The 22,420-nt window shown below is 69.3% G+C and carries 21 protein-coding genes; 11 read left to right on the top strand and 10 right to left on the bottom strand.

The window, feature by feature from the left end; genetic code table 11:
* Positions 1-56: 56 nt before the first annotated feature.
* The 6 genes from K2L43_RS15395 to K2L43_RS15370 form a co-directional block, all read right to left on the bottom strand.
* The gene (locus K2L43_RS15395) at positions 57-4,199 is read right to left on the bottom strand and encodes a translocation/assembly module TamB domain-containing protein (protein WP_220637929.1); all 4,143 of its coding nucleotides are present in this window, start codon (positions 4,197-4,199) and stop codon (positions 57-59) included.
* Between the two features lie 107 nt (positions 4,200-4,306).
* Positions 4,307-6,211 (bottom strand): autotransporter assembly complex family protein, encoded by a 1,905-nt coding sequence (locus tag K2L43_RS15390; RefSeq protein ID WP_220637928.1) that lies wholly within the window; start codon positions 6,209-6,211, stop codon positions 4,307-4,309.
* Positions 6,212-6,216: 5 nt separating this feature from the next.
* Positions 6,217-7,404 (bottom strand): VWA domain-containing protein, encoded by a 1,188-nt coding sequence (locus tag K2L43_RS15385; protein WP_220637927.1) that lies wholly within the window; start codon positions 7,402-7,404, stop codon positions 6,217-6,219.
* An 18-nt stretch (positions 7,405-7,422) separates the two neighbouring features.
* Positions 7,423-8,025: a GNAT family N-acetyltransferase gene (locus K2L43_RS15380; RefSeq protein WP_135149825.1), complete on the bottom strand. Its 603-nt coding sequence runs from the start codon at positions 8,023-8,025 to the stop codon at positions 7,423-7,425.
* A gap of 17 nt (positions 8,026-8,042) precedes the next feature.
* The gene (locus K2L43_RS15375) at positions 8,043-8,270 is read right to left on the bottom strand and encodes a hypothetical protein (protein ID WP_011806654.1); all 228 of its coding nucleotides are present in this window, start codon (positions 8,268-8,270) and stop codon (positions 8,043-8,045) included.
* 13 nt (positions 8,271-8,283) lie between these two features.
* The gene (locus tag K2L43_RS15370) at positions 8,284-9,126 is read right to left on the bottom strand and encodes a MoxR family ATPase (RefSeq protein WP_011806653.1); all 843 of its coding nucleotides are present in this window, start codon (positions 9,124-9,126) and stop codon (positions 8,284-8,286) included.
* 108 nt (positions 9,127-9,234) lie between these two features.
* Between K2L43_RS15370 and K2L43_RS15365 the strand changes: the two genes are divergently transcribed.
* Together K2L43_RS15365 and K2L43_RS15360 are read left to right on the top strand one after the other, a co-directional pair.
* Entirely contained in the window at positions 9,235-9,894 is a 660-nt protein-coding gene (locus tag K2L43_RS15365) for a cytochrome c (protein WP_015914180.1), read from the top strand.
* A 462-nt stretch (positions 9,895-10,356) separates the two neighbouring features.
* Entirely contained in the window at positions 10,357-11,259 is a 903-nt protein-coding gene (locus K2L43_RS15360; protein ID WP_220637926.1) for a universal stress protein, read from the top strand.
* Here the strand turns inward: K2L43_RS15360 and K2L43_RS15355 are convergent.
* Complete coding sequence (locus K2L43_RS15355) at positions 11,220-11,654, bottom strand: DUF1841 family protein (protein WP_041836092.1); 435 nt, start codon at positions 11,652-11,654, stop codon at positions 11,220-11,222. The two genes, K2L43_RS15360 and K2L43_RS15355, sit on opposite strands and share 40 nt — an antisense overlap.
* Positions 11,655-11,805: 151 nt before the next feature.
* On the opposite strand from K2L43_RS15355, the gene K2L43_RS15350 reads away from it, so the two are divergent.
* Complete coding sequence (locus tag K2L43_RS15350; protein ID WP_015914177.1) at positions 11,806-12,027, top strand: hypothetical protein; 222 nt, start codon at positions 11,806-11,808, stop codon at positions 12,025-12,027.
* A 66-nt stretch (positions 12,028-12,093) separates the two neighbouring features.
* Here K2L43_RS15350 and K2L43_RS15345 read toward each other — a convergent pair whose 3' ends face one another.
* Positions 12,094-12,897 (bottom strand): IclR family transcriptional regulator, encoded by an 804-nt coding sequence (locus K2L43_RS15345; protein WP_047349744.1) that lies wholly within the window; start codon positions 12,895-12,897, stop codon positions 12,094-12,096.
* 115 nt (positions 12,898-13,012) lie between these two features.
* On the opposite strand from K2L43_RS15345, the gene K2L43_RS15340 reads away from it, so the two are divergent.
* The 5 genes from K2L43_RS15340 to K2L43_RS15320 all read left to right on the top strand — a co-directional run bounded on the left by K2L43_RS15340 (position 13,013) and on the right by K2L43_RS15320 (position 17,585).
* The gene (locus K2L43_RS15340) at positions 13,013-13,708 is read left to right on the top strand and encodes a 3-oxoacid CoA-transferase subunit A (protein WP_015914175.1); all 696 of its coding nucleotides are present in this window, start codon (positions 13,013-13,015) and stop codon (positions 13,706-13,708) included.
* Between the two features lie 27 nt (positions 13,709-13,735).
* Positions 13,736-14,389 carry a 3-oxoacid CoA-transferase subunit B gene (locus tag K2L43_RS15335; protein WP_088888401.1) on the top strand — a complete coding sequence of 218 codons (654 nt, stop codon included), beginning with the start codon at positions 13,736-13,738 and terminating at the stop codon, positions 14,387-14,389.
* A 75-nt stretch (positions 14,390-14,464) separates the two neighbouring features.
* On the top strand, positions 14,465-15,676 hold the full coding sequence (gene pcaF, locus K2L43_RS15330; RefSeq protein ID WP_123676185.1) for a 3-oxoadipyl-CoA thiolase: 1,212 nt from the start codon (positions 14,465-14,467) through the stop codon (positions 15,674-15,676).
* Positions 15,677-15,703: 27 nt separating this feature from the next.
* Positions 15,704-16,504, top strand: coding sequence for a 3-oxoadipate enol-lactonase (gene pcaD, locus K2L43_RS15325; protein WP_220637925.1), 801 nt, complete (start codon positions 15,704-15,706; stop codon positions 16,502-16,504).
* Positions 16,505-16,592: 88 nt separating this feature from the next.
* Positions 16,593-17,585 carry a tripartite tricarboxylate transporter substrate binding protein gene (locus K2L43_RS15320; protein ID WP_220637924.1) on the top strand — a complete coding sequence of 331 codons (993 nt, stop codon included), beginning with the start codon at positions 16,593-16,595 and terminating at the stop codon, positions 17,583-17,585.
* Positions 17,586-17,707: 122 nt separating this feature from the next.
* Here the strand turns inward: K2L43_RS15320 and kefC are convergent, their stop codons facing one another.
* Entirely contained in the window at positions 17,708-19,579 is a 1,872-nt protein-coding gene (gene kefC, locus K2L43_RS15315; protein WP_220637923.1) for a glutathione-regulated potassium-efflux system protein KefC, read from the bottom strand.
* Between the two features lie 287 nt (positions 19,580-19,866).
* Here kefC and K2L43_RS15310 point away from each other — a divergent pair, with 287 nt between their 5' ends.
* From K2L43_RS15310 to K2L43_RS15300, 3 genes are all read left to right on the top strand, one after another.
* The gene (locus K2L43_RS15310; protein WP_220637922.1) at positions 19,867-20,505 is read left to right on the top strand and encodes a LysE family transporter; all 639 of its coding nucleotides are present in this window, start codon (positions 19,867-19,869) and stop codon (positions 20,503-20,505) included.
* 147 nt (positions 20,506-20,652) lie between these two features.
* The gene (locus tag K2L43_RS15305) at positions 20,653-21,273 is read left to right on the top strand and encodes a ParA family protein (RefSeq protein ID WP_047349749.1); all 621 of its coding nucleotides are present in this window, start codon (positions 20,653-20,655) and stop codon (positions 21,271-21,273) included.
* 82 nt (positions 21,274-21,355) lie between these two features.
* Entirely contained in the window at positions 21,356-21,820 is a 465-nt protein-coding gene (locus K2L43_RS15300) for a MaoC family dehydratase (RefSeq protein WP_011806640.1), read from the top strand.
* A gap of 32 nt (positions 21,821-21,852) precedes the next feature.
* Here K2L43_RS15300 and K2L43_RS15295 read toward each other — a convergent pair whose 3' ends face one another.
* Entirely contained in the window at positions 21,853-22,341 is a 489-nt protein-coding gene (locus K2L43_RS15295; RefSeq protein WP_220637921.1) for a tRNA (cytidine(34)-2'-O)-methyltransferase, read from the bottom strand.
* Between the last annotated feature and the right edge of the window lie 79 nt (positions 22,342-22,420).

Here is a 22,420-nt window from a genome sequence, read left to right as displayed (position 1 = left end):
TAATAGCTGCATGCGCTTGAAGGGAAAGCGTTACGGCCGATTTTTGGCATAGAACTTCAGTCGTAGCGCACCGTGTAGATCAGGTCCACCGCGCTTTGCATGCCCGTCTGGCCGCGCAGGGTAAGGTGCTGCGACAGGTCGTAGAAGATGTACAGCGTGCCCAGCACGCCCGAGAGGCTGCGCTCGTAGGTCACGTACAGGTCCTTGGACAGGCGTTTGCCGAAGGTGAGGGCAGCGGCGCTCGCGTCCTCGCCCGTGCCGGGGCCCTTGAAGCCGATCTCGTCCAGACCTACGCGCTTGGCGATACCGCCGGTGCCGCTGCCGGAGCCCCCGCCCAGCAGGGCCAGCGCGGCCTGCTGCAGCAGCGCGGCCTCGGCGCCGCCGCTGGCGGCGCTGCGGCCCAGCACCACCCACGAGAGCTTCTCGGCATCCGGCAGGTCGGGGTCGGCATACAGGCGCACGCGCGGCGACTGGGCCGTGCCGGTGACCTGCACGCCGGCGCGCACGCTGATGTTGGGCCGGATGGCCAGCACGTCCAGCGACGGGTTGTCGTAGGGGCCGTTGAAGCGCAGCAGGCCCGTCTCCACGTCCAGCGCCTGGCCCCAGGCGCGGTAGCGGCCCTGCACGGTGCGCACCTCGCCGGTCACGCGCGGCGGGGCGCCGGCCGTGCCGCTGCTGCGGATGTCCAGCTGCCCCGTCAGGCGTGTGGTGATGCCGTGGCCCTGCAGGGCGAAGTCGTTGCCCAGGTCCAGCGTGACGGCGATGTCGGGCGGGCGCGCGGCCTGCACCTGCCCGCCGGCCTCGGCCTTCTGGGCCTGCTGCGCGTCGCGCGCGGCCTTGGCGGCGGCTTGCTTGTCCAATGCGGCGGAGCGCACCACCACGTCGCTGCCCAGCGTGGGCGCGCCCGCCTCGGGCAGGATGATGGTGGCGCGGTCGGTAGTGAGCTGGCCGCGCAGCGTGAATTGCCCGCCCTGCAGCCGCGCCGTGAGGTCGCCCGAGACGCTGACCTGCCGGTCGGCGCGCACCAGCAGCTGCAGCGCCCGCGCCTGCGCGCGCAGGTCCATGCGGATACCGGCGCCACCTGCGCCTGCCGCGCCCCACGATACGGTGCCGCCGCCGGTGAGCGTGCCGCCGTCCTGCGGCGCCGCGGTGCGGTTGCCGCTGTAGCCCGCGATGCGTGCGCGGCTGCCCTGGCCGCCGTGCAGGCTCAGCTCGGTGATGGTGAGCCGGTCGCCCTGCAGCGCGGCGCGCAGGCGCCCGTCCTGCAGGTCCACGCCGTCCAGCAGCGAGCGGATGGCGAACTGGTCCGCCGCCAGCTGTCCGCTCCACTGCGGCGCGGTGCGCGTGCCGGACAGGCGCGCGTCGGCGCTCAGCGTGCCGCGCACGCGCCAGCCCGGCGGCGCCAGAGCGGACCACACGCCCACGTCGGGCAGTTCGGCACGCACGGTGGCGGCCAGTGGGGCCTCGGCGGGCCAGGTCCAGCCGTCGGGCGTGCGCGCCAGTTGGGTGCTGCCTTCGGCGTGCAATTGGCCGGCGCGCTCACTGTCCCAGTCCAGTCGGGCACGCAACGCCGGGCCTTCGGCGCTGACCGTGAGTTCGGCCCGGCGCACGCCGGCGGGCGTGCCGCGCGCGGGCACGGCCTGCGCCGCCTGGGCGCCCTTGCCCTGGCCGCTGCTGTGCACCACGGTGGTCGGCGTGGCATCCAGCGTGAGGATGCGCAGATCGCCGCCGCTGCGCCGCAGGCTGGCACTGGCGCGCAGCGTGTCGCCGGCGTCGATGTCCCAGGTGCCGTCCAGCAGCAGGTCGCCCGCCAGGCCCGCCCGCTCCAGCATGCCGTCGCCGTCCATGCGCCAGGCGTTGACCCAGTCCAGCGGCAGGCCCTTCAGTTCGCCCTGGCTGCGCAGCTGCAGGGCACCCTGCGCGCCCTGGGCATAGCGCAGGGGTTGCCAGCGCAGTTGCAGATGACCGGGCCGCGGCCCTTCGACGAAGGCCTGGCCGGCGCCGGCCTCCACCACCAGCTGGGGGAACTGGCGCAGCTGGATGGCCACCGGCTCGGCCAGGCGCAGCTTCCACGGGCCGGGCTGGCCGGCCGCGTCGGCCTGCATCTGCAGGGATTCCAACTGGGCCTGCCATTGGCCCGCGCCGCGGCTGGCCGCCGTGGCGCGCAGGCGCAGCTGGGCACGCTGGCCCGTGAGGGTGGCGCTGCGGGCGGAAGGGCCCTCGTCAGGCTGCGGGCCGTGGCGCAGCTCGCCATCCCAGTCGAGCGCGGCCCGCGCCAACGAGCCCTGCAGCGTGGCGGTGGTGCGCCGCAGCTCCAGCGTGAGCGGGCCCGCGTCCGTGCCGGGCTGGGGTGCGCGCGCGATCTGCAGGCGCGGCGCGGACAGCTGGGCCTGCAGGTCAAAGCGCTGCGGCGCGGTTGCGGCAGCCACGGCCGTGCCTGCCGGCAGGCCCGCGGCCTGCAGTTGGCGCTGCAGGTCGTGCCAGCCGCCGCGCCAGGTGGCGGCCAGCGTGGCGTTGCCGTCCAGACTCCAGCCCGCCAATGCAGCGGGCAGGCCCGGCAGGCCCTGCAGCCAGCGCTGCGCGCGTTGCGTGTCCGTCATGTGCAGGGCCAGCGTGCCATTGCCGCGCTGGGGTGCGAGTTGCCCGTCGAACTGCGCGCTGGCGCCGGGCAGCGTGGCCTGCAGCGCGCCTTGCACGGCCGGTCCCGCCAGGTCGATGCGCAGCGCCTGGGCGCGCACTTGCGCCCGCAGGGCGTCCAACTGCAGACGGGCGATGTCGATCCGATCGCCCTGCCACTGGCCCTGCACGGTCAACTGGTCCAGGCGCAGCGGCGCGGGGGTGCTCGCCTTCGCCGCGGCCGTGGGGGCGGGGCGGCCGGCGGCGCGCAGGTCGGCGCTGAAGCGCACGGCGCCGCCCTCGGCAGCATCGCGGCTTTCGGCGCTGGCGGTGCCGTTCACGGGCGCGGCGTCCAGCAGGGTGTGCAGCGCCGCAGGGTTGAGGGCGCGCACCTCGGCTTGGCCCTGCAGCGCGCGCGTGGCGGGTGTGTAGGCGCCCTGCAGTGCGACGCTGCCGCTGCCCACCCGCGCCAGCGATTCGGACACGGTCCAGGTGGTGCCGTCGAACGCGGCGCGGGCCTGCAGTGTGTCGACAGGCAGGCGCTGCTGGTCCCACGGGCCGGGCAGGGCGTTGCGCAGCGCGGCCTGGAACTGCCAGCCGGGCGCGTTGGCCTCGGCGGGCTCCAGCGCGGCGGTGCCGCTGAGCTGGGTGGCGGGCGCCTGCGGCCACAGCGCGGCGAGGTCCAGGGCCTGCACCTCGGCCGCGGCCTGCAGCAGCGGTTGGTCGGCCCAGGGGGCGATGCGCGCTTGCAGGTCGGCGCGCAGCGGTGGATGGGTGGGGCCTGCGCCATCGGTGCCGCGCAGCTGGGCCGTGAGCTGGATCTGTGCGCCCGCGCCGGCCAGCGTGCCCTGCGCGCTGGCCTGGGCCAGGGCCTGCAAGGGTTGCGCGCTGCCGGGCACCGGCGTGCGCAGCGTGCCGTTGAGCGTGGCGGTGAGCGCCATGGGTGCCTGGGCCTGCAACGTGGCCAGCAGCGCGTAGCGGCCCTGGGCCAGCGTAACCTGGTCCACCGCCAGGCGGTGTTGCTCGCCGTCGTAGCGGTAGGTGCCCTCCAGTTGCTCGGCGACGGTGCTGCCGGCCCAGTCGATGCGGTCCGCGTGGAAGGGCAGCTCGATCCGCAGCGGCAGCACCAGCTGCTGCAGCGGCGGGGTGGGCGGCTCCTGCGGACCGGGCGCGTCCTGCGGCGTGATGAGCACCTGCGCGGCCCGCACTTCGCCCAGGCGCAGTTGGCGGCGCAGCAGCGGCGCGACGCTCCAGGCGATGCGCGCGTCGTGCACCTCCACGGCCAGCGTGGGGCTGCTCCAGCGCAGCCAGCCAATCGTGCCGCCCGAGCGCAGCGAGCCGCTCACGTCGCGCGCCTGCAGGCTCTGCCCCTCGGGCAGGTATTGCGCCGCGCGCGCCAGTGCGCTGGCCAGCGAGGTGTTGCTGCCGGCCCACCACCACAGCCCGCCCAGCAGCACCAGCGCCGCCATGAGCAGGCCCCCCAGCGTAGCCAGCACCCAGCGCCCGGCGCGGCGGCGCGGCCGCCGCCGCGGCGTGGGCGTCGCGCCTGCGGCGTAGGGCTGGTGGCTGGAGGGGTGGGTCATGGAGGTTCAAAAACAATAGCTGCTAGCGCTTGCCAGCAAAGGAATTCGAAACGAAAACCATCAGAATCCCTTGTGTATCAAGCGCTGGCAGCTCACTTTTTTGCATATCAGAACGTGTAGCCCAGCCGTAGGTGCAGCCGTACCTGGTGCGTGTGCAGGCCATAGGCCAGGTCGGCCTGCAGCGGGCCCACCGGGCTTTGCCAGCGCAGGCCTGCACCCACGCCCACGCGCGCCGTGAGATCGCCAGGTGTGTCGGCCACGGCGCCGGCGTCGATGAACAGGGCGCTCTCAAAGTCGGTGCGGTTGCCGCGCACGGTGATGGGGCGCTGCCATTCGGCGCTGCCCACGGCCATGTAGCGCCCGCCGAAGAGCTTGTCCGCGTCGGTGCGCGCGCCGATGCTGCGGTAGCCGTAGCCGCGCACGGTGGTGTCGCCGCCGGTCAGGAACAGCTGGGTGACGGGGATGTCGGCGCCGTCGCGCGCCAGCACCGCGCCGCCCTCCAGGCGCAGCGACAGGCGGCTGCCGCGGCGCACGTTGTTCCCCAGGTCCACGCGGCCCAGGCCGACGAAGGACTGCCAGCGCAGCAGCGTACGCACGAAGGGGTCGCGCTCCGGGCGCAGCGTGGTGCCCACGCCCAGCTCGGCCGCCAGGCCCCAGCCGCGCGTGGGGTTGGTGTTGTTGTTGAAGTAGCGCCCCGTCCAGCCGTAGTTGGCGGAGATCGCGCTGCTGGACGGCGGCGCGTCCTCGCCGCCGTTCTTGGCCGTGTCGTGCTGCAGGAAGTAGCTGCGGTCGATGCGGTCCGTGCTCTTGGTGCGCCCGGCGCGCAGCCGCGAGCTGTCCACGTCGTAGCTGCCCGTGGCCTCGCGCTGCAGCTGCAGGCCCGCGAACCAGCGCCAGCCGTTCGCATGCGGCAGCCCGGTCCAGTCGGTGGACAGCAGCTTGCGCTTGTTGTCCACCGCCACCTTGCTCACGGCGCGCCAGCCCAAGCCCGGCAGGCGGTTGTGCGTGTGGTCCATGGACAGGCGCGGTCCGCTGTCGGTGGAGATACCGACGCCGAAGACCATTTTTTGCAGCGGTGCGTCTCGCACCTGGGCAATCACGGGGGCGGACTGCGGGTCGCCGTGCTCGGTGTCCAGCGTGAGGAACACCGCGTCGTAATAGCCGCTGCTGGCCAGGCGCTGCTGGGTGTCCAGCAGGCGCGCCTCACTGTAGTCCTCGCCCGTGGGCAGGCGCGCAATGCGGCGCAGGCCCTCGTTGTCGTAACGCTCGCCACCCTGGATCTGCAGGGTGCCAAAACGGTAAGCCGGGCCAGGCGCGTAGGCCACCTGCAGCTTGGCCTCGGCGCGGTCGGCGTCCACCTCGGCGCGGCTGCTGGCGATGCGCGCCGTGGGGTAGCGGCGCGCCTGCAGATCGCGCAGGCCCTGGTTCTTGGCACTGTCCCAGCCCTCCTGCGTGAACGGCTCGCCGGGCGGCAGCGACCAGCCGCGCTGCAACCGGGCCTGGCGGCGCGCGAGCTCGGTCGCGTCGGCACCCTGGCCGTCCTCGCCCATCAGCGTGATGTCGGCACTGGCGATGTGCGTGCGCGGGCCGGGCGACACGTTGACCAGCACGGTGCGCGGGGGCGCGTCGGCGTCGGTGGCCTGCTCGCGCAGCTCGATGGTGATCTCGGGACTGAAGTAGCCCTGCGTGGCCAGCAGGTCGCGGGCGTTCGCGTCGGCCGAACCCAGCAGCCGCGTGAGTTCATGCGCCTGCAGGTCGGGCAGTTGGCGAAAGCGCTGCAGCTCCAGATGGCGCGTGAGGTACTCGCGCAGGGTGTCGTCCTCCACCTGCACATCCAGCGCGAACGCATGGGGGCCGGAGTCCGGGACCGCCTCGGAGGTGATGGAAGAGGGTGCGTCGTGCGGCGCGGGGGAGGGGCGCTGCAGCAGGCTGCAGCCCTGCAAGAGGGCCAGGCCGATCAGCAGAAACAGCAACGCCGACCACCGGGCCGGCGCTGAGCTTGGCTTGGTCATGCGGGCTATTTTGACAAAAGCCGCATCGTTTCTTCGAGGCCTTTGAGTGACAAAGGGTACATGCGATCGCCCATGAGCTGCTGGATGATGCCAATGCTCTGGCGGTACTGCCACACGCCCTGGGGTTCGGGGTTGATCCACGCGAACCGGGGGAAGGCGTGCGTGAGGCGCTGCAACCACTCTGCGCCGGGCTCTTCGTTGTTGTATTCCACGCTGCCACCGGGCTGCAGGATCTCGTACGGGCTCATGGTGGCGTCGCCCACAAAGATGAGTTTGTAGTCCTTGTTGTACTTGCGGATGATGTCCCAGGTCGGGAACTTCTCCGCGAAGCGGCGGCGGTTGTTCTTCCACATGAAGTCGTAAACGCAGTTGTGGAAGTAGTAGAACTCCAGGTGCTTGAACTCGCTCTTCACGGCAGAAAAGAGTTCCTCCACGCGCTGGATGTGCTCGTCCATGGTGCCGCCCACGTCCATCAGCAGCAGCACCTTCACGTTGTTGTGGCGCTCGGGCACCATCTTGATGTCCAGCCAGCCCGCGTTGGCCGCCGTGGCGCGGATGGTGTCCGGCAGGTCCAGCTCCAGCTCATGCCCCTCGCGCGCGAACTTGCGCAGGCGGCGCAGCGCCACCTTGATGTTGCGCGTGCCCAGCTCCTGCGTGTCGTCGTAGTCGCGGTAGGCGCGCTGCTCCCACACCTTCACGGCGCTCTTGTTCTTGCCCGCGCCGCCGATGCGGATGCCCTGCGGGTTGTAGCCGCCGTGGCCGAAGGGGCTGGTGCCGCCCGTGCCGATCCACTTGTTGCCGCCTTCGTGGCGCTCCTTCTGCTCCTCCAGGCGCTTCTTGAGCGTCTCCATCAGCTCGTCCCAGCCCATCTTCTCGATGGCGGCCTTCTGCTCGGGCGTCAGCTCGCGCTCCAGCATCTTGCGCAGCCAGTCGGCGGGGATCTCCTTGCGGAAGTCGGCCAGCATCTCCACGCCCTTGAAGTAGGCCGCGAACGCGCGGTCGAACTTGTCGAAGTGCTTTTCGTCCTTCACCAGCGCGGTGCGCGCGAGGTAGTAGAAGTCGTCCAGGCTCCAGGCATCGTCGGACTTGGGGCCGACCACGCCGGCCTGCAGCGCCTCCAGCAGCGTGAGGAATTCCTTCACGGACACCGGCAGCTTGCCGGCGCGCAGGGTGTAGAAGAAGTCGATCAACATGAAACAGGCCTCCAGCGCTTATTCAGCGGGCGCATGGCGCTGCAGAAGGTATAGCAACTGCGCGCGCGCTTCGGGCCATTCGCCGCTGCGCATGCTGTACATCACCGTGTCGCGGATGGTGCCGTCGCGGCGCAGCGCATGGCCGCGGATCACGCCGTCCTTCTTCGCGCCCAGGCGTTCGATGGCGCGCTGCGATGCAAAGTTGAAGTTGTCCGTGCGCCAGCCCACTACGTGGCAGCCCAGCGTGTCGAAGGCATGGCCCATCATCAGCAGCTTGGCAGTGGTGTTCACATGCGTGCGCTGCACGCTCTGGCGATACCAGGTGTAGCCGATCTCCACCCGCTTCACGGCGGGCAGGATGTCGTGGTAGCTCGTCGTGCCCAGCACGCGGCCCGTGGCATCGTCGAGCACGGCAAACGCGAAACGGTTGCCCTCGTCGCGCATGCGCAGCGCCGTCTCGATGTAGGCGCGCGTGTCCTGCGGCTCGGGCACGCTGGTGACGCGCAGTCTCCACAGCTCGCCGTCGGCCGCGGCGGCGGCGAGGCCGGCTTCATGCGCCAGGGCCAGGGGCTCCAGCCGCAGGCCGCTCTGGCGCAGGGTGACGGGCTCGACGAAGGCCATGGACGGTTGCTCCTTGCTCATTCTTTCCGCGCGCTGCGGGCCGCACGCCAGCGCCGTGCCAGGTGCAGGCCCAGCCCGCCCCCGATGCCCACCAGGGCGATGCCTGCAATGCTGGCCGCCCCGTAGCCCTCGCTGAAGATATCCATCCCCAGCAGCAGGCCCACGCCATAGCCCGCGAGCGCGCCGCCCACGAACCCTATCGCGTCGGACGCACCTTCCATCAGAAGCCGCTGTGCAGTGCTCATGACGGGCTCTGGCTCAGCGGTTGCGCTGGTTCATGAAGACCAGCTTCTCGAAGAGGCTCACGTCCTGCTCGTTCTTGAGCAGCGCGCCCACCAGCGGCGGCACGGCCACCTTGTTGTCGGCGCTTTGCAGGGCTTCGAGAGGGATCTCCTCGGCCACCAGCAGCTTGAGCCAGTCGATGAGCTCACTGGTCGAGGGCTTCTTCTTCAGGCCGGGCAGGTTGCGCACGTCGTAGAAGGTCTTCATCGCCACGGTGAGCAGTTCGCTCTTGAGCGTGGGGAAGTGCACGTCGACGATCTTCTTCATCGTCTCGGCCTCGGGGAACTTGATGTAGTGGAAGAAGCAGCGGCGCAGGAAAGCGTCGGGCAGCTCCTTCTCGTTGTTGGAGGTGATGAACACCAGCGGGCGGTGCTTGGCCCGGATCATCTCGCGCGTTTCGTAGCAGTAGAACTCCATGCGGTCGAGTTCGCGCAGCAGGTCATTGGGGAATTCGATGTCGGCCTTGTCGATCTCGTCGATCAGCAGGGCCACCGGCTTGTCGGCCGTGAAGGCCTGCCACAGCACGCCCTTCACGATGTAGTTGTGGATGTCCTTGACGCGCTCGTCGCCCAGTTGCGAGTCGCGCAGGCGGCTCACCGCGTCATATTCGTACAGGCCCTGCTGCGCCTTGGTGGTGGACTTGATGTGCCACTGCAGGAGCGGCATGTCCAGCGCCTGGGCCACTTCCTCGGCCAGCATGGTCTTGCCCGTGCCGGGCTCGCCCTTGACCAGCAGCGGGCGCTGCAGTGTGATGGCTGCATTCACCGCGAGCATCAGGTCCTGGGTGGCAACGTAATTCTGGGATCCTTGGAATTTCATGGGCCTGGGAATAGGGAAATCGTTGATGAAAGGGCTTGACAAGCGCTGGCTATAATCGTCCACGAACTAGAACGCGGAGACAACCAATCGCCTGATTGTGCGCGCAAAATGAAGAAGACACTGACCACGATATTCGGCCTGTCTGTCGCTTGTGCGACCGGTTTTCTCCATGCCGAGGAGATCAAGGGAGATGCCAAAGCTGGGGCGCAAAAGATCGCCATGTGCATCGGGTGCCACGGCATCCCGGGCTACCAGGCCAGCTTCCCCGAAGTGCACAAGGTGCCGATGATTTCCGGCCAGGGTGCCAAGTACATCGCCTCCGCACTCGACGCCTACAAGAAGGGCGATCGCAAGCATCCCACCATGCGCGGCATCGCCGATTCGCTATCCGAGCAGGACATCGCCGATGTGGCGGCCTACTATGCCGAGCACGGCACGAGCGCCGGGGCACCCGCCAAGCCCTCGCGCGAACCCAATGCCCAGGTGGCGCAGCTGCTGCAAAAGGGCGCTTGCGTGTCCTGCCACGGCGAGAACTTCGCCAAGCCCATCGACCCGTCCTATCCCAAGATCGCGGGCCAGCATGCGGACTACCTGTTCGTGGCGCTCAAGTCGTACAAGACCGACAAGGGCGCGTACGTGGGCCGCAGCAACGGCGTGATGGCCGGCATCGCCAAGCAGTTTTCCAACGCCGAGCTGAAGGCGCTGGCGGGTTACCTGGGTTCGCTCGATGGAGACCTGCAGGTCGTTCCGCAACCGCGCTTTCGCTGACCGTGGCACGCACCCGAAGAAGCCCGCCAACGCGGGTTTTTTTACGCCCGGGTGAGGCACGCGGGCCGGGTTCCCTTATCTGGCACGCCCAGGTGCGGAATGGTTGCCCCGGAGGGAGGGACTTCCTACAATCGGCACTATGCGTTTCCTGGTTTCCACCCCGTGCGTCCGTATCGCGCGGCTTGCATCTGCAGCCGTCGTGATGGCGCGCGCCATGCGCAGGATGGGTGTTCTGAAACCAGCTTCGCCGGCCGCAGATCACTAGGCCCGGCGGTTCTCCACTCCTTTCATCCAAGCGTCACGCGTACCGCCGGGCAGCCAGCTCCGGTGCGCTGGGGCCTGCTTGCCGCGCGCGCCGCCGTGCGGCACCCCGGATGCGCACCTTCTCTTCCCGCCGATGACGCGCCGCTGACGGTCGCTTTGTGCGCCGTTGTTCCCGCTTGTTGACCAGGAGTTTTGACCATGCGCCTTCAGACCATTGTGGCCCTCACCGATTTCTCGACCGCGGCGGAGCATGCGCTTGACCGTGCCGCGCTGTTGGCTGCCGAGCACAAGGCGCGCCTGCATCTTCTGTTCGGTGCGGAGCAGCCGGACCCGAAGTTCGTCGACCCGCAGGCGCGGCTGGAGCAGCGCGCGCGCCAACTGGCGCGCCGCCACGACCTGCCGGTCAAGGCCCTGGCGTACCGCGGCGCCGGCGTGGTGGATGAGGTCTTGCGCGCGGCCGAGGGCGCCGACCTGCTGGTGCTGGACAAGCGCGCGCACCAGGGCGTGGAGCAGTTGTGGCGCGGTGGCACGTTGAGCCAGATCCTGCGGCGCAGTCCGTGCCCCGTGCTGGTGGTGCAGCGTGCGGCGCGCGAGGCTTATGCGCATGTGCTGCTGGCCGTGGATTTTTCGCCGGCGGCCGATGCCATGGTGCGCTACGCGAGCGGGCTGGACACTGCCGCTGCGGTGGAGCTGTTCCATGCCGTAGACCTGCGCGATGAGGCCAAGCTGCGCAGTGCCGAGGCATCGGCCCAGGCCGTGCGCGCGTGGCGCGCGCAAATGCAGCGGCATGCGCACGACCGGCTGGTGCGGCTGTCCGATGCCTTCGAGGCGCGGCGCAATCGTGTGGGAATGACCGTCGGCATGGGCGATGTGGCGCGGCAGGTGGCCGTGCAGCAGGAGCGCTCGGGCGCGGAGCTGGTGGCGCTGATGCACCGGCGCCGGGGATGGATGCTGGATCTGCTGCTGGGCAGCGTAGCCCAGCGGCTGCTGGGGGGCGTGGGCTGCGACGTGCTGGTGTACCCGCACGACTACGCAGGCGCCGCACCGCGCGGCACCACGGCTCAGCCCCGCGTGGCGCGCCGCTGGACGCAGGCGATATAGGCGTCGCCGTCGGGTGCCCGGCCCGCGCGCTGGGCCTCCCACAGCATGGTGCCCAGGCACTCCATGGCGGCGTGGTGCGCGTCGTGCAACGATCCCAGGCGCGCGGCCAGCAGTTCCACGGCCTGGCGGATGCCGCGCGGCTGGTCGATGCTGCACTGCTCGCTGATCGAGAGGTGCATCGACAGGTGCAGGAAGGGGTTGGTGCGGTCCGGCGTCTCGTCGTAGTTGCGCGCAAGGGCGGTGTCCACATCGGCCAGCTCGGGCTGGTACTCAGGATGCTCCGCGATCCACAGGCCGGCCAGCGTCTCGATGGCCTCCATGGGCTGGCCGGCCTGCTGCTTGGCATGCGTGGCGCAGAAGAAGCGGCGTACGTCGGCTTGGGTGGGATTGAACATGGATTCCAGAGTAGCATGCAACGCGGCGGCTCTGCCGCAGGATGTCGCGGTGGCCTCCTACGCCGGCGGGGTTACGCCCGGCTCTACAGTAGCAGCGGGCGCCGCTGGCGGTTGCCAACCCTACGACCAACATAAAAAAGAGGTGGACACCATGACGGGCATGCGCATTCTGGGCGTGATCTTGCTGATTCTGGGCCTGGCCGGGTTCTTCACCGGGGGCTTCAGCTTCACCAAGGAAACCACGCAGGCCCGCATCGGGCCGCTGGAGCTGTCGGTGAAGGAAAAGGAATCCGTCAATGTGCCGCAATGGCTCAGCATTGGCGCGATCGCCGTGGGCGCCCTGGTGCTGGTACTCAGCATGCGCAAGCCCTGACGCAGGTTCCATGGCCGCGCACGGTTCGCGCCGTGCGCGCGGGTGTTGGCCCAGGTCCTACGTGCGTCAGGGCCGGCGCGTGCCCAGCATGCGCGAGATGGTCTGGGCCGTGGCCAGCAGTTCGGGCAGCAACTGCTCGCGCAGCATTTCGGTGCTGGTGCGATTGGCCTGGCCGCTGATGTTCAGGGCCGCCACCACCTGGCCCGCCCGGTTCTTGAGTGGCGCTGCCACCGAAATCAAACCCTCTTCCAGTTCCTGATCCACCAGGCACCAGCCCTGGGCGCGTGCCTGGGCGATGCGCGCGAGCAGCGTCGCATCGTCCAGCACCGTGTGGCGCGTGAACTGCTGGCGCGGCAGCGCGGACAGCCGGGCGCGCAGGTCCTGCTCGGGCAACTCGGCCAGCAGCACGCGGCCCAGCGACGTCCAGAACGCCGGCAGGCGTGAGCCCACGGCCAGGTTGGTGCTCATGATCTTGTGGGTGTGTACGCGCAGCACATAGACGATGTCCAGCCCGTCCAGTACGGCGGCGGAGCAGGACTCGTGCACGCGGTCGGTGAGGGCCTCCATCAGCGGCTCGGCCAGGTCCCAGATGGGCATGGAACTGAGGTAGGCAAAGCCCAGGTCCAGGATGCGCGGCGTGAGGCGGAACAGCCGGCCATCGCTCTCTAGATACCCGAGCGTCTGCAGCGTCAGCAAGATGCGGCGCGCGCCTGCGCGCGTCAGGCCGGTGCGTGCCGCGACTTCGCTCAGGGTCTGCTGCGGCGCCGCCGCGCTGAAGGAGCGGATCACCTCCAGCCCGCGTGCAAACGACTGCACGTAGCTATCCCCCGGCTTGTGGGTATTACTTACGGAAAGGGGAGTGTCATCCATGGCTGTTCGTCCTAAAATTCATTATACGAACATTTGTTCTATATACGAACAAAGTGACACGATCACGACAGCCGGCCCGGGCCGGCTCCTTTTCCCCTCACTGGACCAGCAACACATGATCAACAAGATTGCGGATTCCGTTGCCGAGGCGCTCGCGGGCGTGCAGGACGGCGCCACCGTACTGATTGGCGGCTTTGGCACTTCGGGCAACCCCATTGAACTGATCAACGGCCTGATCGCCCAAGGCGCGCGCGACCTCACCGTGGTCAACAACAACGCCGGCAACGGCGATGCCGGCCTGGCCGCGCTGCTCAAGAGCGGGCAGGTGCGCAAGATCATCTGCAGCTTCCCGCGCCAGGTGGACAGCTATGTGTTCGACGAGCTGTACCGCAGCGGCAAGATCGAGCTGGAACTGGTGCCCCAGGGCAACCTGGCCGAGCGCATGCGCGCCGCGGGCGCTGGCATCGGCGCCTTCTTCTGCCCCACGGCCTATGGCACGCAGCTGGCCGAAGGCAAGGAAACCCGCGAGATCAACGGCAAGCACTACGTGCTGGAGTACCCCATCTACGGCGATGTGGCCTTGGTCAAGGCCGAGAAGGGCGACCGCTGGGGCAACCTGACCTACCGCATGTCGGCGCGCAACTTCGGCCCCGTGTGCGCCATGGCGGCCAAGTACACCGTGGCCACCGTGCACGAACTGGTGGAGCTGGGCGAGATGGACCCCGAGGCCGTGGTCACCCCCGGCATCTACGTGAGCAAGGTCGTCCAGGTGCCGCGCGTGGCCACCCAGGCCGGTGGATTCAAGAAGTAAAGCCCGTTCAGCCCAAGGAGATACAGCGTGAGCAGCTATCAAAAACGAACCAAGGACGAACTGGCCGCACGAGTGGCACAGGACATCTTCGACGGTGCCTATGTGAACCTGGGCATCGGCCAGCCGACCCTGGTGGCCAACCACATCCCCGCAGGCCGCGAGGTGGTGCTGCATTCCGAGAACGGCATCCTGGGCATGGGCCCCGCACCCGCCAAGGGCCAGGAGGACTATGACCTGACCAACGCCGGCAAGCAGCCCGTGACGCTGCTGCCCGGTGGCTGCTACTTCCACCATGCCGACAGCTTCGCGATGATGCGCGGCGGCCACCTGGACATCTGCGTGCTGGGCGCCTTCCAGGTGTCGGCCACGGGCGACCTGGCCAACTGGAGCACCGGCGAGCCCGGCGCCATTCCCGCCGTGGGCGGCGCCATGGACCTGGCCGTGGGCGCCAAGTCCACCTGGGTGATGATGGATCTGGTCAGCAAGACCGGCGAATGCAAGGTGGTCCAGGCCTGCAGCTACCCCCTGACGGGCCTGGCCTGCGTCAAGCGCATCTACACCGACCTGTGCACGCTGGAATGCACGCCCCAGGGCCTGCGCCTGATCGACACCGTGCCCGGCCTCTCGCACGAGGAACTGGAGCGCATCGTCGGCCTGCCGATCCAGCCCGCACAGCAATAAGTACCAAAACGGCCTCCAGCGCTTGATGCACAAGCGCTGGCAGCTCACTTTTTTGATATTCCCCTCGGAGACACCATGAGCAACGCCCGCCAAGCCTTCATCTGTGACGCGATCCGCACCCCCTTCGGCCGCTACGGCGGCGCCCTCTCCAGCGTGCGCACCGACGACCTGGGCGCGTTGCCCATCAAGGCGCTGATGGAGCGCAACCCCGGCGTGGACTGGGCGGCCGTGGATGACGTGCTGTATGGCAACGCCAACCAGGCCGGCGAGGACAACCGCAACGTGGCGCGCATGTCCAGCCTGCTGGCCGGCCTGCCCATCGACGTGCCCGGCGCCACCATCAACCGCCTGTGCGGCTCGGGCCTGGACGCCGTGGGCTCCGCCGCGCGCGCCATCAAGTCGGGCGAGGCGCGCCTGATGATCGCCGGCGGCGTCGAATCCATGAGCCGCGCGCCCTTCGTGATGCCCAAGGCGGAAAGCGCCTTCAGCCGCAGCAACGCGGTGTACGACACCACCATCGGCTGGCGCTTCGTCAACAAGCTGATGAAGGCGCAGTACGGTGTCGATTCGATGCCCGAGACGGCCGAGAACGTGGCCGACGATTTCAAGATCGAGCGTGAAGCCCAGGACCGCATGGCCCTGGCCAGCCAGCAAAAGGCCGCCGCCGCGATGGCCGCCGGCTACCTGGCCAAGGAAATCGTCAACGTCGTCATTCCCCAGAAGAAGGGCGACGCCGTCGTGGTCAGCCAGGACGAGCATCCCCGCGCCACCACGCTGGAGGCGCTGGCCAAGCTCAAGGGCGTGGTGCGCGAGGGCGGCACCGTCACGGCCGGCAACGCCAGCGGCGTGAACGACGGCGCCTGCGCGCTGCTGCTGGCCGATGAGGCGGCCGCCCAGCAATACAACCTGGTGCCCCGCGCCCGCGTGGTGGGCATGGCCGTGGCCGGTGTGGCGCCGCGCATCATGGGCTTTGGCCCCGCGCCCGCCGTGCGCAAGGTGCTGGCCCAGACCGGCCTGACGCTGGACCAGATGGACGTGATCGAGCTGAACGAAGCCTTCGCCGCACAGGGCCTGGCCGTGCTGCGCGACCTGGGTGTTGCCGATGACGACAAGCGCGTCAACCAGTGGGGCGGCGCCATCGCCCTGGGCCACCCGCTGGGGGCCTCGGGCGCGCGCCTGGCCACCACCGCCGTGAACCAGCTGCACACGCTGGGCGGCCGCTACGCGCTGTGCACCATGTGCATCGGCGTGGGCCAGGGCATCGCCGTGGTGCTGGAGCGCGTGTAAGCGCGCGGCGTGACCCGAGGAGCGAGCATGAACAAGCAAGAACGCTGGGTGGACGTGCAAGGCGGGCGCCTGCGCGTGTGCGTGCAAGGCCCCGAGGGCGCCCCGGCCCTGGTGTTTTCCAACTCCCTGGGCACCACGCTGGAGATGTGGGACGCGCAGGCCGCGCGCTTCGCCCAGGACTTCCGCGTGGTGCGCTACGACACGCGCGGCCACGGCGCGAGCGTGGTGACACCTGGCCCCTACACCTTCGAACTGCTGGGCGGCGACGTGGTCGCGGTGCTGGATGCGCTGCGGATCGAGCGTGCGCACTTCTGCGGCATCTCCATGGGCGGCTTCACGGGCCTGTGGCTGGGCGTGCACCAGCCCCAGCGCCTGCTGAGCCTGGCCGTGTGCAACAGCGCCGCCAAGATCGGCACGGCCGAAGGCTGGCAGGCCCGCGCCGCGCTGGTGCGCGAAAAGGGCCGTGACGCCATGGCGGAGCTGGCCGCATCGTCACCCGCGCGCTGGTTCACCCCAGCCTTCTGCGCGGCCGAGCCGGACGTGGTGCTGCGCGCGCAGAGCTGGATTGCCGGCATCGCCCCCGAGGGCTATGCCGCCTGCTGCGAAGCCCTGGCGCTGGCCGACCTGCGCTCGCAGGTCGGTGGCATCGACGTGCCCACGCTGATCGTGGCTGGCAGCGCCGACCCCGTGACCACCGTGGCCGACGGCCGCTTCATGCAGGCGGCCATTGCCGGTGCGCGGCTGGCCGAAGTGCCGGCTTCGCACCTGTCCAACCTGGAAGCGCCGCAGGCCTTTGACGAGGCCCTGGCGCAGTTCCTGCGCGGCTGAGACCGCAGGTAGCGATGCAGTGCGGCTTGCTGCGCTGCCCACGCCGCTCCCTTCCATTCATCCAATCCTAGAGAAAGAGGAAACAAGCATGACCAACCTTCGTCACACCACCCGCCGCACGCTGCTGGCCTCCCTGGCCGTGGCCGCCGCCGGCGCGCTGCCCCTGGGCGCCCTGGCGCAGAACTTCCCCACCAAGCCCATCACCATCATCGTGCCATTCTCGGCCGGCGGCACCACCGACATCCTGGCGCGCATCGTGGGCCAGGGCCTCACCACCGAGCTGGGCCAGTCCGTCGTGGTGGACAACAAGCCCGGCGCGGGCGGCAACATTGGCGGATCGCTGGCCGCCAAGGCCGCAGCCGACGGCTACACCCTGTTCATGGGCACGGTGGGCACGCACGCCATCAACCAGTCGCTGTACAAGAAGATGCCCTTCGACCCGGTGAAGGACTTTGCGCCGCTGTCGCGCGTGGCCACGGTGCCCAACCTGCTGGTGGCCCACCCCAGCCAGCCGTTCAAGACCGTGAAGGAAATGATCGCCTACGCCAAGGCCAACCCCGGCAAGATCACGTTTGGCTCGCCCGGCAGCGGCGCGTCGCCCCACGTGTCGGGCGAGCTCTTCAAGAGCATGACCGGCACCGACCTGCTGCACATCCCCTACAAGGGCAGCGCCCCCGCCATGACCGACCTGCTGGGCGGCCAGACCTCCGTCATGTTCGACAACATGCCCTCGGCCATCCAGCACGTGCGCTCGGGCAAGCTGCGCCCCATCGCCGTGACCACCGCCAAGCGCTCGCCCGAGCTGCCTGACGTGCCGACCATCGCCGAAGCCGGCGTGCCCGGCTACGAGGCAACCTCCTGGTTCGGCATGTTTGCGCCGGCCGGCACGCCCAAGCCGGTGCTGGACAAGCTGCACGCCGCGCTGATCAAGGTGCTGAACCAGGCCGACGTGAAGAAGAAGATCGCCGAGCAGGGCGGTGACGTGGTGGCCGAGACCCCCGCGCAGTTTGCCGCCTTCATCAAGGCCGAAAGCGTGAAGTGGGGCAAGGTGGTGAAGGAGTCCGGCGCGACGGCCGACTGACCCTTCGCTGAGCGGTTCAGCCGCTTACCCCTCCCTCACACGGGGTGTGGAGGGGTAGCGGTAATCTGCTATTGATACGAGAGCTTGTAGCGCTTGATAGGCGGGTGCTACAGGCTCTTTTGTTATGGAGCCTTGGGTGCCTGGGGCACATCGGGCGGCAGGCCGGCGCCAGCCTCCGCCGCGGCCATGCGTTCCTGGCGCTCCTTGGCCATCTGCTCCACCAGCTGGGCGCGGCCCTGCTTGGCGACGGCGATCATGGCCTCGCGGTCGTTGTGGTGCTCGTACATGCGGTTGGACAGCGCGATGTTGTGCGCGCGGAAGCGCTCGGCCAAGGTGTCGGCCTCTTGCGGCGACAGGCCGTTGAGCTCCAGCACCGTGCGTGCGGTGCGCAGGCTGGACTCGAACACCTCGCGCTCCACATGCTCCACGCCCAGATCGCGCAGCGCGTGCCAGTGCGTCACGTCGCGCGCACGCGCCACGATCTGCAACTGGGGAAAGTGCTTCTTCGCCAGTTGCACGATCTTGAGCGACTGCTCCGGCGCGTCCACCGCCACCACCAGGATGCGCGCATGCTCGGCGCCGGCCATGCGCAGCAGGTTCACGCGCGTGGCGTCGCCATAGAACACGCGGTAGCCGAAGGTGTGGGCCACCTCCAGCATCTCCACGCTGTGGTCCAGCACCGTGGCGGGCACGCCCTGCGCCAGCATCATGCGCGCCACGATCTGCCCATAGCGCCCGAAGCCGGCAATGATCACCGGGGCCGACTGCGGCTCGGAGATCTCCTGCACCTGCGGGGCGGTCTTCAGCGTGGCAAAGCGCTTGAGCAGCACCCGGTCCAGCAGCACCAGCAGCAGCGGGCTGATCAGCATGGACAAGGCTACCGCGCCGATCAGCAGCGACGCCATCTCGGCCGGAATCGCGCGAAAGCCCGCGCCGGCCTGGAACACCACGAAGGCGAACTCGCCGCCCTGCGCCAGCAGCAGCGTGAACACCGGCCGCTCCTGGTAGGGCATGGCGGTCACGCGCGCCAGCGTCCAGATCACCAGTGCCTTGATGCCCAGGAAGCCCAGCAGCAGCGCCAGCATGCCCCAGGGCGTGCGCAGGATCACGCCGAAGTCGATGCTCATGCCCACCGCGATGAAGAACAGGCCGAGCAGCAGTCCCTTGAAGGGCTCGATGTCGGTCTCCAGCTCGCGGCGGAACTCGCTGTCGGCCAGCAGCACGCCGGCAAGGAACGCGCCCAGCGCCATCGACAGGCCCACCGAGAGCATCAGCATGGCGATGCCCACCACCAGGAACAGCGAGGTGGCGGTGAAGATCTCGGGCGTCTTGCTCTTGGCGATCCAGCGCAGCAGCGGGCGCAGCGCGAGCCGCCCGCCGAGCACGATGGCGCCCACCACGCCCAGGATCTTGGCTGCCTCCAGCAGCAGATCCTGCACTTCGTGCGGATGGTCCAGCTCGGCCGCGCGCGCGGCCACGCCCAGCAGCGGCAGCAGCGCCAGGATGGGGATCGCCGCCACGTCCTGGAACAGCAGGATCGAGAAGGCCTTCTGCCCGCTGTCCGTGCGCATCAGGTTGCGCTCGTGGATCACCTGCAGTGCGATGGCGGTGGACGACAGCGCCAGCCCCAGCGCACCCACCAGCCCAACGCGCCATGGCAGCCCGAAGGCCCAGGCCGCGGCCCACAGCAGTGCGGCGCAGCCCACCATCTGCGCCGTGCCCAGGCCGAAGATGGGGCGGCGCAGGCTCCACAGGCGGCTGGGTTGCAGCTCCAGCCCCACCAGAAACAGCATCAGCACCACGCCGAACTCCGCGAAATGCAGGATGTCCTGCACATTGCTCACCAGCGCCAGGCCCCAGGGGCCGATGGCGATGCCCGCGGCCAGGTAGCCGATGATGGCGCCCAGCCCCAGCGCGCGGGCGATGGGGACGGCGATCACGGCCGCGGCGAGATAGGTGAATCCGTAGGTGAGCCAGACGGGGGCTTGGGCCATGGTGTGCAGGAAGAGGGCGCGAAAAGTGATGCGGGGAAGTGCGTGCGCCGCACTCGGGCGCGGGCAGAAATTGTGCACCCGGCCCGCGGGCGGCGCAGGAGCGGGGGGCCGCCGGGCGGGCAGGGTGCCGTGGATGCTCTGTTTTTGATAGCTGTTAGCGCTGGATGGAGAAGCGCTAGGCCGCGTTTTCATGCCGGACGCCCGAGGACCGCCGCGCAGCGTGCCGGCTGCGTCGGCCGATAGAATCGCCGCATTCCTTCCCCCCTCATTTCCCAACGGACCATGACATGGACTGGCATACCTGGATGGCTTTTTTTGCGGCGTCGTGGGTGATCGCCATCTCGCCGGGCTCGGGCGCCGTGCTGTCCATGAGCCACGGGCTGTCCTACGGCGTGCGCAAGGCGGGCGCCACGATCCTGGGGCTGGAGCTGGGCCTGCTGCTGATCCTGGTGGTGGCCGGCGCCGGCGTGGGCTCGCTGCTGGTGGCGTCGGAACTGGCCTTCAGCATCGTCAAGGTGCTGGGTGCGTGCTACCTGATCTACCTGGGCTTCATGCAGTGGCGCGCGGGCGCCGCCGGCACGCTGCAGGGCGACCTGCAGGCGCAGCCCGCGAGCTGGCGCCGCCGCGTGCTCACCGGCCTGCTGACCAATGCCACCAACCCCAAGGGCATCATCTTCATGGTGGCCGTGCTGCCGCAGTTCATGACCGACACCCGCCCGTTGTGGAGCCAGCTGCTGGTGATGGCTGTGACCATGGTCTGTGTGGACCTGGTCGTGATGAACAGCTACGCCGCAGGCGCCAGCGCCCTGCGCACCCTGATGCGCAGCGGCCGCGCCATGCGCACGCAAAACCGCGTGTTTGGTGGCCTGCTGATGCTGGTGGGCGCAGGGTTGTTTTTCGTCAAGCGCGGCACACAGCACGGGTAGTCGGTGGTTTGCTATTTTTATAATAGCTATTAGCGCTTGATGGGCGCGCGCTAAGGCCTGTTTTTGCTTATGTGGAGCCAGCGGCCGTGACCGCCGGCACTACGATGCGGGCTGGCCCCGCGCGGGTACGGAACACAGGAGGCAGGCATGACCGTGGTCGCAGTAGCAAATCCCAAGGGCGGCGTGGGCAAGTCCACGCTGGCCACCAACATCGCCGGCTACTACGCCAGCCGCGGGCATGCGGTGGTACTGGGCGATGTGGACCGCCAGCAGTCCGCGCGGCTGTGGCTGCAGCAACGCCCGGCCGCGGCGCGCCCCATCGGCGCGTGGGATGTGGAGCCCGATCGCTTCGACAAGCCGCCCAAGCATGCCACCCACGCCGTGCTCGACACGCCCGCGGGCCTGCACGGCTGGCGCTTGAAGGACATGCTCAAGCTGGCCGACCGCATCATCGTGCCGCTGCAGCCCAGCGTGTTCGACATCTTCGCCACGCGCCAGTTTCTGGACGAGCTGGCCGCGCACCGTCGCAGCGCGGGCGTGCCGATCGGCATCGTGGGCATGCGCGTGGACGCGCGCACCATCGCGGCGGACAAGCTGCATGCCTTCGTGGACAGCCTGGGCCTGCCGGTGCTGGGCTACCTGCGCGACACGCAGAACTACATCCACCTGGCGGCGCACGGCCTGTCGCTGTTCGATCTGTCGCCCGGCCGCGTGGCGCGCGACCTGGAGCAGTGGCAGGGCATCTGCGCCTGGCTGGACGGCGCCTGACGCGCGCGCTGGCCGAGTTCCGGCGCCTGGGCTGTCGCGGTGCCGACAGGCGCCCGCGCGCGCAGGCCGCTACAGTGGCCGCATGAAAACCTTCCGCAGCTATTCCGAAGTGGCCTCCTGCGTCGGGCAGGAAGTGGCCGTCACCGACTGGGTGGAAGTCACCCAGGCGCAGATCGACCGGTTTGCCGACGCCACGGGCGACCACCAGTGGATCCATGTGGACCCGCAGCGCGCAGCGCAGGGGCCGTTCGGCACCACCATCGCGCACGGCTTTCTGACACTGTCGCTGCTGCCGCGCTTCATGGAGGCATCGTTTGCCATCACCGGCGCGCGCATGGGCGTGAACTACGGGCTCAACCGGGTGCGCTTCCCCGCTCCCGTGCCCGTGGGCAGCCGGCTGCGCGCGCACATGGTGCTGGCAGCGGCCGAGCCCGTCGCGCCCGACGGCATGCAGATGACCTGGGAGGTGACCCTGGAGCGCGAGGGTGGCGACAAGCCCGTGTGCGTGGCCGAGGCGCTGGTGCGCAGCTACGGCGCACCCGCCTGACGGGGCTGCGCCGGGGGGGCTGCCGGTCCGGTTCAGGCAGGCTGGGTCTGCGTGGGCGGAATGAGAAAGCTGTTTTGCCGCCACGCCTCGTAGACCGCCACGGCCACGGCGTTGGACAGATTCAGGCTGCGCTGGTTGGGCAGCATCGGCAGGCGCAGGCGCTGCGCGGGGGGGAACGTCTCGCGCAGTTCCGGCGGCAGGCCGCGCGATTCGGCACCGAACACGAACCAGTCGCCTGGCAGGAAGCCCGTGTCGTACACCGACTGCGTGCCATGGGTGGTCAGCGCGAACATGCGCGACAGGTCGGGCTGCATGTCGCGCAGCAGGGCCGTCCAGCCCGGGTGGCGGCGCACCTCGGCGTACTCGTGGTAGTCCAGTCCCGCGCGGCGCATGAGAGGGTCTTCCATGGAGAAGCCCAGCGGTTCCACCAGATGCAGCATGCAGCCGGTATTGGCGGCCAGGCGGATCACGTTGCCGGTGTTGGGCGGAATCTCAGGCTCGACGAGGACGATGTGAAACATGGTGGCTATTGTCGGCGGCCCGCGGGTGGCAGGCTGACGGATGAGGCGGCAGATGGTAATGAATCGTATACCGGCGGCC

The sequence above is a fragment of the Diaphorobacter sp. MNS-0 genome (assembly GCF_019602835.1).
GTDB lineage: Bacteria > Pseudomonadota > Gammaproteobacteria > Burkholderiales > Burkholderiaceae_C > Diaphorobacter > Diaphorobacter nitroreducens.
Note: the sequence above shows the minus strand (reverse complement) of the source record. Positions and strands in the feature narration are given on the sequence as shown.

Excerpts from the sequence above, each read along its gene's own strand:
- K2L43_RS15385 (WP_220637927.1), bottom strand. The coding sequence starts at position 7,404 with ATGTTGATCGACTTCTTCTACACCCTGCGCGCCGGCAAGCTGCCGGTG.
- K2L43_RS15395 (WP_220637929.1), bottom strand. The coding sequence starts at position 4,199 with ATGACCCACCCCTCCAGCCACCAGCCCTACGCCGCAGGCGCGACGCCC.
- K2L43_RS15380 (WP_135149825.1), bottom strand. The coding sequence starts at position 8,025 with ATGGCCTTCGTCGAGCCCGTCACCCTGCGCCAGAGCGGCCTGCGGCTG.
- K2L43_RS15310 (WP_220637922.1), top strand. The coding sequence starts at position 19,867 with ATGGACTGGCATACCTGGATGGCTTTTTTTGCGGCGTCGTGGGTGATC.
- K2L43_RS15360 (WP_220637926.1), top strand. The coding sequence starts at position 10,357 with ATGCGCCTTCAGACCATTGTGGCCCTCACCGATTTCTCGACCGCGGCG.
- kefC (WP_220637923.1), bottom strand. The coding sequence starts at position 19,579 with ATGGCCCAAGCCCCCGTCTGGCTCACCTACGGATTCACCTATCTCGCC.
- K2L43_RS15305 (WP_047349749.1), top strand. The coding sequence starts at position 20,653 with ATGACCGTGGTCGCAGTAGCAAATCCCAAGGGCGGCGTGGGCAAGTCC.
- K2L43_RS15365 (WP_015914180.1), top strand. The coding sequence starts at position 9,235 with ATGAAGAAGACACTGACCACGATATTCGGCCTGTCTGTCGCTTGTGCG.
- K2L43_RS15355 (WP_041836092.1), bottom strand. The coding sequence starts at position 11,654 with ATGTTCAATCCCACCCAAGCCGACGTACGCCGCTTCTTCTGCGCCACG.
- K2L43_RS15320 (WP_220637924.1), top strand. The coding sequence starts at position 16,593 with ATGACCAACCTTCGTCACACCACCCGCCGCACGCTGCTGGCCTCCCTG.
- K2L43_RS15390 (WP_220637928.1), bottom strand. The coding sequence starts at position 6,211 with ATGACCAAGCCAAGCTCAGCGCCGGCCCGGTGGTCGGCGTTGCTGTTT.
- pcaD (WP_220637925.1), top strand. The coding sequence starts at position 15,704 with ATGAACAAGCAAGAACGCTGGGTGGACGTGCAAGGCGGGCGCCTGCGC.
- K2L43_RS15375 (WP_011806654.1), bottom strand. The coding sequence starts at position 8,270 with ATGAGCACTGCACAGCGGCTTCTGATGGAAGGTGCGTCCGACGCGATA.
- pcaF (WP_123676185.1), top strand. The coding sequence starts at position 14,465 with ATGAGCAACGCCCGCCAAGCCTTCATCTGTGACGCGATCCGCACCCCC.
- K2L43_RS15295 (WP_220637921.1), bottom strand. The coding sequence starts at position 22,341 with ATGTTTCACATCGTCCTCGTCGAGCCTGAGATTCCGCCCAACACCGGC.
- K2L43_RS15370 (WP_011806653.1), bottom strand. The coding sequence starts at position 9,126 with ATGAAATTCCAAGGATCCCAGAATTACGTTGCCACCCAGGACCTGATG.
- K2L43_RS15340 (WP_015914175.1), top strand. The coding sequence starts at position 13,013 with ATGATCAACAAGATTGCGGATTCCGTTGCCGAGGCGCTCGCGGGCGTG.
- K2L43_RS15350 (WP_015914177.1), top strand. The coding sequence starts at position 11,806 with ATGACGGGCATGCGCATTCTGGGCGTGATCTTGCTGATTCTGGGCCTG.
- K2L43_RS15300 (WP_011806640.1), top strand. The coding sequence starts at position 21,356 with ATGAAAACCTTCCGCAGCTATTCCGAAGTGGCCTCCTGCGTCGGGCAG.
- K2L43_RS15345 (WP_047349744.1), bottom strand. The coding sequence starts at position 12,897 with ATGGATGACACTCCCCTTTCCGTAAGTAATACCCACAAGCCGGGGGAT.